Source organism: Ramlibacter sp. (assembly GCF_035706265.1).
Lineage (GTDB): Bacteria > Pseudomonadota > Gammaproteobacteria > Burkholderiales > Burkholderiaceae_C > Ramlibacter.
Genome location: NZ_DASSVG010000357.1, coordinates 1 through 7994 on the forward strand (window position 1 = coordinate 1; position 7994 = coordinate 7994).

General features: G+C 69.9%; 8 protein-coding genes. 4 read left to right on the forward strand and 4 right to left on the reverse strand.

The features are described from left to right. On the forward strand, positions 1–897 hold an 897-nt coding region (locus VFM98_RS13030; protein ID WP_325110348.1), incomplete at its 5' end, for an MFS transporter. 172 nt (positions 898–1069) lie between these two features. Here the strand turns inward: VFM98_RS13030 and VFM98_RS13035 are convergent. Further along, positions 1070–2623, reverse strand: coding sequence for a DEAD/DEAH box helicase (locus VFM98_RS13035; RefSeq protein WP_325110349.1), 1554 nt, complete (start codon positions 2621–2623; stop codon positions 1070–1072). Positions 2624–2845: 222 nt separating this feature from the next. Beyond that, entirely contained in the window at positions 2846–3427 is a 582-nt protein-coding gene (orn, locus tag VFM98_RS13040; protein ID WP_325110350.1) for an oligoribonuclease, read from the reverse strand. Between the two features lie 36 nt (positions 3428–3463). Here orn and VFM98_RS13045 point away from each other — a divergent pair, with 36 nt between their 5' ends. The 3 genes from VFM98_RS13045 to trxC all read left to right on the forward strand — a co-directional run bounded on the left by VFM98_RS13045 (position 3464) and on the right by trxC (position 6176). Further along, positions 3464–4723 (forward strand): M48 family metallopeptidase, encoded by a 1260-nt coding sequence (locus VFM98_RS13045; RefSeq protein ID WP_325110351.1) that lies wholly within the window; start codon positions 3464–3466, stop codon positions 4721–4723. Between the two features lie 15 nt (positions 4724–4738). Continuing rightward, positions 4739–5662, forward strand: coding sequence for a ribosome small subunit-dependent GTPase A (gene rsgA, locus VFM98_RS13050; RefSeq protein WP_325110352.1), 924 nt, complete (start codon positions 4739–4741; stop codon positions 5660–5662). A 61-nt stretch (positions 5663–5723) separates the two neighbouring features. Beyond that, positions 5724–6176, forward strand: coding sequence for a thioredoxin TrxC (gene trxC, locus VFM98_RS13055; RefSeq protein WP_325110353.1), 453 nt, complete (start codon positions 5724–5726; stop codon positions 6174–6176). 163 nt (positions 6177–6339) lie between these two features. Here trxC and VFM98_RS13060 read toward each other — a convergent pair whose 3' ends face one another. Together VFM98_RS13060 and VFM98_RS13065 are read right to left on the reverse strand one after the other, a co-directional pair. Further along, positions 6340–7347, reverse strand: a complete 1008-nt coding sequence (locus VFM98_RS13060) for a CobD/CbiB family protein (protein WP_325110354.1) — start codon at positions 7345–7347, stop codon at positions 6340–6342. Between the two features lie 100 nt (positions 7348–7447). Then, positions 7448–7994 (reverse strand): CoA pyrophosphatase (locus VFM98_RS13065; protein ID WP_325110355.1); only part of this gene is annotated, 547 nt, incomplete at its 5' end.

Below are 7994 nucleotides of genomic sequence, written 5' to 3' on the forward strand. Positions count from 1 at the left end.
CTGTGCAGCGGCGCCGGCATGGTGGTCTCGCGCGCCGTGATCCGCGACATGTTCCCGCCGGAGCAGGCGCAGAAGGTCATGAGCCAGGTGACGATCTACTTCGGCATCGCGCCCGCGGTGGCGCCGGTGATCGGCGGCTGGCTGTTCGTGCATGCGGGCTGGCACAGCATCTTCTGGTTCCTCACCGGCATCGGCGCCGTGCTGTGGATCGCCAACTGGCGGCTGCTGCCCGAGACGCTGCACGCGACGCAGCGCCAGGCCTTCAACGTGCGCAACCTGATTCGGGGCTACTGGCAGCTCGGGGCGAGCCCGCGCTTCCTGCTGCTGGCGCTGGCGAGCGGCATCCCGTTCAACGGCATGTTCCTGTACGTGCTGTCGGCGCCGGCCTTCCTGGGCGAGCACCTGAAGCTCGCGCCGACCGAGTTCTTCTGGTTCTTCCTGCTCACCATCAGCGGCATCATGGCCGGCTCGTTCGCGAGCGGCCGGCTGGCCGGGCGGATCGAGCCGAAGAACCAGATCCGCTGGGGCTTCGTCGTGATGGTGGCGGTGTCGTGCGTCAACGTGACGGCGAACTTCCTGTTCACGCCGCATCCAGGCTGGGCCCTGATTCCGATCGCGCTGTTCTCGTTCGGGTGGGCGCTGATGGTGCCGGTGGTGACGCTGCTGGTGCTGGACCTGCATCCCGAGCGGCGCGGCATGGCCTCGTCGCTGCAGGCCTTCATCGGCTCGGCCGCCAACGGCTTCGTGGCCGGCGCGATCGCGCCGCTGGTGATGGATTCGACGCGCGAGCTGGCGCTGGCGTCGATGGGGATGATGAGCGTGGGCCTGGTGGCCTGGCTGGTGGTGAAGAAGCGCTGGCCGGAGACGGGGCGGCTGCACGCCGCCCTGCCGGCCTAGCGGGGGCGGGCCTCGTAGGCTGGGGCTGGAGCGAAGCGAAAGCCCAGCGATCGGCGAGCGCAGCGAAGCTGGGGTGGCCGAGGCTGTCGCCTCGGACTACGCGCCGCATCGCGGCGCTCGGTCACGCGCGCCTGGCGGCGCGGTTCACCGCCAGCCTACAGGTACCGGCCGATCAACGACCGCGCGAGCGGCCGCTGCCGAAGCCGCCTTCGCGCAGGGGCTCGAAGCGCGGGTCGCGCGACGTCTCGACGTAGGAGCGGCCCGGCTTGCGCGGCGCATCGAAGGACTTGGCGCCGAAGCCGCTGCCACCGTGCTTGCCGTAGCCGTTGCCGCCGCCGAAGCCGCCGCCGTTGCCGTGCCGGCGCTCGCCCGGGCGCCCCGGCTTGCCGCCGAAGCCGGCGCGGGCCGGACGCTGCTCGAAGCGCGACTTCGGCTCCAGGCCCGGGATGGTGTGGGCCTGGATGCGCTGCTTGCTGTAATGCTCGATGTCGCCGATCTTGCGGCGGTCGCGGAACTCGGCGAAGGTCACGGCCAGGCCGTCGCGGCCCGCGCGGCCGGTGCGGCCGATGCGGTGCGTGTAGTCCTCGCTCTTCATCGGCAGGCCGTAGTTGAAGACGTGCGTGATCGAAGGCACGTCGATGCCGCGCGCGGCCACGTCGGTGGCCACCAGGAACTGCACCTGGCCGTTGCGCAGCGCCATCAGGCGCCGGTTGCGCAGGCCCTGCGGCAGGTCGCCGTGCAGCGACACGGCGGCGAAGCCGGCCTGCTGCAGGTCCTCGGCGAGGCCGTCGCACTCGATCTTGGTGCTGGCGAAGACGATCGCCTGCTCGATGTTGGCGTCGCGCAGCCAGTGGTCCAGCAGCTGGCGCTTGTGCTGCGCGTTGTCGGCCCAGAACAGGCGCTGCTCGATGTTCGCGTGCTTCTCCTGCGGCGAATCGATCTGCAGGCGCTGCGGGTTGCGCATCACGCGCGCGGCGAGCTGCTGGATGCGCGGCGCCAGCGTGGCGCTGAACATCATGGTCTGGCGGCGGTTGGCGGTGAGCTCGTGCACTTCGGCCAGGTCGTCGGCGAAGCCGAGGTCCAGCATGCGGTCGGCCTCGTCGACCACCAGGAACTGCACCTTGTCCAGCTTGATCTGCATCGAACGCTGCAGGTCCAGCAGGCGGCCGGGAGTGGCGACCACCAGGTCGGCGTTCTGCAGCTTGGCGATCTGCATCTGATAAGGCATGCCGCCCACCACGTTGGCGATGCGCAGGCCGCGCGTGTGCTTCACCAGGTCGATGGCATCGTGCGCCACCTGCTGCGCGAGTTCGCGCGTGGGGCACAGCACCAGCGCGCCCGGCACGGCCGCCTTGAAGTGGCGCGGGCTGAGCGGGTTCTTGCGCGGTGCGCGCTTGGCCGGCGCCTCGCCGCGCGCGATCGCCTCGGCGCGGGCCTGTTCCTCGGCGGCGACTTCGGCCGCCTTCTGCGCGATCAGCGTGTTCAGCACCGGCAGCAGGAAGGCCGCGGTCTTGCCGCTGCCCGTCTGGCTGGAGACCATCAGGTCGTTGAAGCCGGTGCCTTCCACCTGCTCCTGCGCCATGGCGAGGCCGATGGCCTGCTGCTGCACGGAGGTGGGCTGGGTGAAGCCGAGGTCGGCGACCGCGGCGAGGAGTTCGGGGGCGAGGCCCAGGGCGGCGAAGCCGTTGGCCTCGGGGGTGTCTTGCTCTTGCAGGAAATCGGTCATGAAAAAAAGTCCATGCGGCGCCACCCGGGCGGGTGCGCCGTCGTCAGAAGGTTGGAAGACATCAACCGTTCCGACGACAAACAGGACTTTCGGCCTGCGGCCCCATCGATGCCGCGTGCGGGACGCGGGCGGGCCAGTGCAAGAAGGCGATGCGCGATTCAGCTGCCGCAAAAGCAGCGAAGGACGGATTATCGCAGGTTTCGGGATTTCCCGCTCGACCGCCTACGCCAGCTTCAGGAAGTGCTCGCGGTAGTGCGCCAGTTCGTCGATCGACTCGTGGATGTCGGCCAGCGCCGTGTGCAGCTGCCTCTTCTTGAAGGAGGCGTACACGTCGGGGCGCCAGCGGCGCGACAGCTCCTTCAGCGTGCTCACGTCGAGGTTGCGGTAGTGGAACCAGGCTTCGAGCTTGGGCATGTACTTCACCAGGAAGCGCCGGTCCTGCCCGATGCTGTTGCCGCACATGGGGCTCGCGTTCTTCGGCACGTAGCGGCCGATGAATTCCAGCAGCTGCTGCTCCGCGTCGGCTTCCGTCGTCGTGGAGGCGCGCACCCGCTCGGTGAGGCCGCTCTTGCCATGGGTGTTGCGGTTCCAGGAGTCCATGAGCGCCAGCTGGGCGTCGCTCTGGTGGATGGCGAGCACCGGGCCTTCGATGCGCGGCTCCAGGCCGGGGCCCGTCACCACCACGGCGATCTCGATGATGCGATCGCGCTCGGGGTCCAGCCCGGTCATCTCACAGTCGAGCCAGACGAGGTTCTGGTCGTTCTTGGCCAGCGTCGGCGCCGGCGTTTCATTGGGGTCGGCCATACACGTGCATTCTCGCCGATGGCCTAAGATCCCGGGATGCAAGCCTCCGCCGCGCTGACCTTCGCGTTCGCCGCCTTCCTGCTCGCCGGCCTGGTCGTGAAGTTCTGGCTCGCGAGCCGCCAGGTGCGCTTCGTCGCCCGCCATCGCGACCAGGTGCCGGCGGCCTTCGCCGGCACCGTCTCGCTGGCGGCGCACCAGAAGGCCGCCGACTACACCGTCGCCAAGTCCCGCCTGGGCCTGCTGGAAACCGCGTTCGCGGCCGCCGTGCTGCTCGCCTGGACGCTGCTGGGCGGCCTCGATGCGCTGAACCGGGCGCTGGTGGGCTGGCTGGGCACCGGCATGCTGCAGCAGCTCGCGCTGCTCGCCTGCTTCGCCGTGATCAGCGGCCTGCTGGACCTGCCCTTCTCCCTCTACCAGACCTTCGTGGTGGAGGAGCGCTTCGGCTTCAACAAGATGACGTGGAAGCTGTGGTTCGCGGACATGGTGAAGGACACGGTGCTCGGCGCCGCCATCGGCCTGCCCATCGCGGCCCTGATCCTGTGGCTCATGGGAGCGGCAGGGCCCTGGTGGTGGCTGTGGGCGTGGGGCGTGTGGATGGGGTTCAACCTGCTGCTGCTGGTGATCTATCCCACCTTCATCGCGCCGCTGTTCAACAAGTTCCAGCCGCTGGAGGACGAGACGCTGAAGGCGCGCGTGACCGCGCTGATGCAGCGCTGCGGCTTCGCCGCCAAGGGCCTGTTCGTGATGGACGGCAGCAAGCGCAGCGCCCACGCCAACGCCTACTTCACCGGCTTCGGTGCCGCCAAGCGGGTGGTGTTCTACGACACCCTGCTGGCCAAGCTCTCGCCCGGCGAGGTCGACGCCGTGCTGGCCCACGAGCTGGGCCACTTCAAGCACCGGCACATCGTCAAGCGCATCGTCGCCCTGTTCGCGCTGAGCCTGGTCGGCTTCGCGCTGCTCGGATGGCTGGCCACCCGCACCTGGTTCTACACCGGGCTGGGCGTGCGGCCCAACCTCGACGGACCCAACGACGCGCTCGCGCTGCTGCTGTTCATGCTCGCCGTGCCGGTGTTCACCTATTTCGTCTCGCCGCTGATGGCGCAGCTCTCGCGCCGCCACGAGTTCGAGGCCGATGCCTTCGCCGTCAGCCAGACCAGCGGGCGCGACCTGGGCAACGCGCTGTTGAAGCTGTACGAGGACAACGCCTCGACGCTCACGCCCGATCCGGTGTTCGTCAAGTTCTACTACTCGCACCCGCCCGCCTCCGAGCGGCTGGCGCGACTGGGGGCCACGTGAAGCTGAAGGTGGCCCTTGCCTGAGGCCGTGTCGCAGCCGGGGCTGGTGGTCGCAAGCCACGGCCGCCACTGCCTCGTGGAGTCGCCGGACGGCACGCGGCGCCTCTGCCATCCGCGCGGCAAGAAGAGCCAGGCCGTCGTCGGCGACCGCGTGCAGTGGCAGGCCAGCGGCGACGAAGGCGTGATCGAGGCGGTGGAGCCGCGGCGCAACCTGTTCTACCGGCAGGACGAGATCCGCACCAAGTCCTTCGCCGCCAACCTCGACCTGGTGCTGGTGCTGATCGCGGCGGAACCCGAGTTCTCCGAGATGCAGCTGGCGCGCGCGCTGATCGCCGCCGAGGCGGAGCACATCGCGCCGCTGATCGCCTTGAACAAGAGCGACCTGGTGGAACCGTTCGAGCGCGCCTGGGCGCGGCTCGTGCCCTACCAGCACATGGGCTATGGCGTGCTGCCGCTGTCGCTGCGCATGTCGGGCGACACCGACCGCGAGCACCTGCTGAAGCACCTGCACGGCAAGACCACGCTGGTGCTCGGCCCCTCGGGCGCCGGCAAGAGCACGCTGATCAACCTGCTGGCGCCGCAGGCGCGCGCTCTCACGGGAGAGATCTCGCAGGCCCTCAACTCGGGCCGGCACACGACGACGGCAACCACCTGGTACTGGGTCGACGAGGAACGCACCACCGCGCTGATCGACTCGCCCGGCTTCCAGGAATTCGGCCTGCACCACATCGACAAGATGCACCTGGCCGCGCTGATGCCGGACCTGCGGCGGCATGTGCCCGAGTGCAAGTTCTACAACTGCACGCACCTGCACGAGCCCAGCTGCGGCGTCATCGCAGCCGTGGCCGAGGCCAGCCCCGCGCCGGCCGAACGGATCGAGCCCAGCCGCTACCGCATCTACCGCACGCTCTTCGAAGAGCTGTCGCAGGAACGTTACTAGGCTCAGCCCTTGCGACGGGCGGCTTTGCCCCCATCTGCGGGGGCAAGGAGGCCACAAGTTCATGAGCCAGCTGCACGTCGTCTGCCCGCACTGCCATACGACCAATCGCATCCGCGAGGCGGACCTGGACCGGGCGCCCGACTGCGGCAGCTGCCACCAGGCGCTGTTCGCGGCCCCGCCGCCGAACCTCAGCGCCACCGAGTTCGAGCGCCACATCACGCGCAACGACATCCCGGTGCTGGTGGACTTCTGGGCCCCGTGGTGCGGCCCCTGCCGCATGATGGCGCCGGCCTTCGAGCAGGCCGCCGCGCAGTTGCATCCGCGCGTGCAGCTGGTGAAGGTGAACACCGACGAGGCGCAGGGCCTGGGCGCGCGGCTGAACATCCGCAGCATTCCCACCATCGTCCTCTTCATCGGCGGCAAGGAAGCCGCGCGCCAGTCGGGCGCGATGGGCGCCTCCGACATCGTGCGCTGGACGCGCGCGCAGATGGCGCGGGCGACGACGACGGTGTGAGTCGGCGGCAGGGCTGGTTCGTACTCTGGCGCTGAGCGGATTTCGTAGGCTGGTGCTGGAGCGAAGCGAAAGCCCAGCGATCAGCGAGCGCAGCGAAGCTGGGCTTCCTGGCGCGCGTCGCGCGCCGTCAGCGCCAGCCTGCCAACAGCGCTGATGCCGCGAATCACCCCAGCAACCGCGCCAGCGTCAGCAACGCCAGCAGCACCATCCACAACACCACCGAGCGCCACACCAGCCCCACGATGCTGCGCAGGTGCGCGACTTCGGCTTCGCGGCCGGGCGTGCTGGCGGTGTCCGCCGGCGCTTCGGCGCCGATGCTGGCGGCGGCCTCGGCCTGGAACGGCTGCGAGGCACTCGGCGCGAACACCGGTTTGAGCGCTTCGCCCCCGAGCCGCACGTTCACCGCGCCCGAAGTCGCGGCGAGGATCACGCCGTCGTTGTCGTTGGGAAAGCGCTGCGCGTAGTTGCGCCAGCAGTCGATCGCCTCCTCGAAGCTGCCGACCACCGCGAACGCGATCGCGGTGATGCGCGCCGGCAGCCAGTCCACTGCCGTCCACGCGCGCGCCGCCGCCGACTGCAGCGCCTCGCTGGCGGGCTGCAGCTGCATGCGGCTGCGGTAGCGCCAGTAGCGCGCCACGAATTCGGCCATGCGGTACAGCACCGCGCCCGCGGGCCCGAGGCCGAGGGCCGCGAGGACGGAGAACCAGGCCAGCACGCCGAACACGTGGCGGTGCGCGGCCAGCACCGAAAACTCGATCACGTGGCGCACGATTTCGCTGCGCGGCAGCTCGCTCGCGTCCACCCGCTGCCACTGCGCCAGCAGCTCGCGGGCGCGCTGCTCGTCGCCGCTTTCCAGCGCATCGCGGATCGCGGTGAAGTGGTGGCTGAACTGGCGGAAGCCGAGCGTCACGTACAGGACCAGCACGCTCCACACCATGGCCGCCGGCCAGCCCAGGGTGGCCAGCAGCGCCCAGTGGATGCCCAGCGCCAGCAGCGCAGGCATCACCACCGCCAGCAGCCAGGACACCCAGCCATGCTGCGGCTTGCCGGCGTCGAAATTGCTGCTCACCCAGCGCGCCCACACGCGCAGCCCCGTGTGGATCGGGTTGTGCGCTCCCAGCGGACGCACCTGCTCGATCAGCAGGGCGAACAGGATCGCGAAGAAGCTCATGGCGGGATGATAGCGGGCCGCCTCCACGTCATTCCCGCGCAGGCGGGAATCCCGAGCGCGCTGCGCACGTCACTGGGTCCCCGCCTGCGCAGGGAAGACTTCAGGCGGCCAGGAAGCGATAGAGGTTGCGCAGCATGCCCGCGGTGGCGCCCCAGATGAAGCGCTCGCGGCCGCTCGCCGCGTCCTGCCAGGGCATGGAGAACCACTCGCGGCGGGTGCCGCTGAACTCGATGGCGTGGCGGCGGTGGTGGGCCGGGTCCATCAGGAAGGCAAGCGGCACCTCGAAGGCATCCGCCACCTCGTGCGCGTTGAGCGCCAGGTGGTAATCGGGCCGCACCAGCGCGATCACGGGCGTGATGACGAACATCGTGCCGGTGGTGTAGGTGGGCAGCTGGCCCAGCACCTCGGCCAGCGGGCGCTCGAGGCCGATCTCCTCGTGCGCCTCGCGCAGCGCCGTGTCGGCGGCGTCGACGTCGGTGTCGTCGCGCTTGCCGCCCGGAAAGGCGACCTGGCCCGAATGCGTGGAGAGGTGCGCCGTGCGCTGCGTGAGCAGCACCATCGGCTGCTCGCGCATCACCACCGGCACCAGCACCGAGGCCTGCGCCGTCCTGCGGTCGGTGAAACGCGGCTCGCCGCGCAGTTCCGGC

What these genes read in the sequence shown, in the direction of transcription:
- VFM98_RS13035 (WP_325110349.1), bottom strand. Translation starts at nt 2,623, where the DNA reads ATGACCGATTTCCTGCAAGAGCAAGACACCCCCGAGGCCAACGGCTTC.
- orn (WP_325110350.1), bottom strand. Translation starts at nt 3,427, where the DNA reads ATGGCCGACCCCAATGAAACGCCGGCGCCGACGCTGGCCAAGAACGAC.
- VFM98_RS13045 (WP_325110351.1), top strand. Translation starts at nt 3,464, where the DNA reads ATGCAAGCCTCCGCCGCGCTGACCTTCGCGTTCGCCGCCTTCCTGCTC.
- trxC (WP_325110353.1), top strand. Translation starts at nt 5,724, where the DNA reads ATGAGCCAGCTGCACGTCGTCTGCCCGCACTGCCATACGACCAATCGC.
- VFM98_RS13060 (WP_325110354.1), bottom strand. Translation starts at nt 7,347, where the DNA reads ATGAGCTTCTTCGCGATCCTGTTCGCCCTGCTGATCGAGCAGGTGCGT.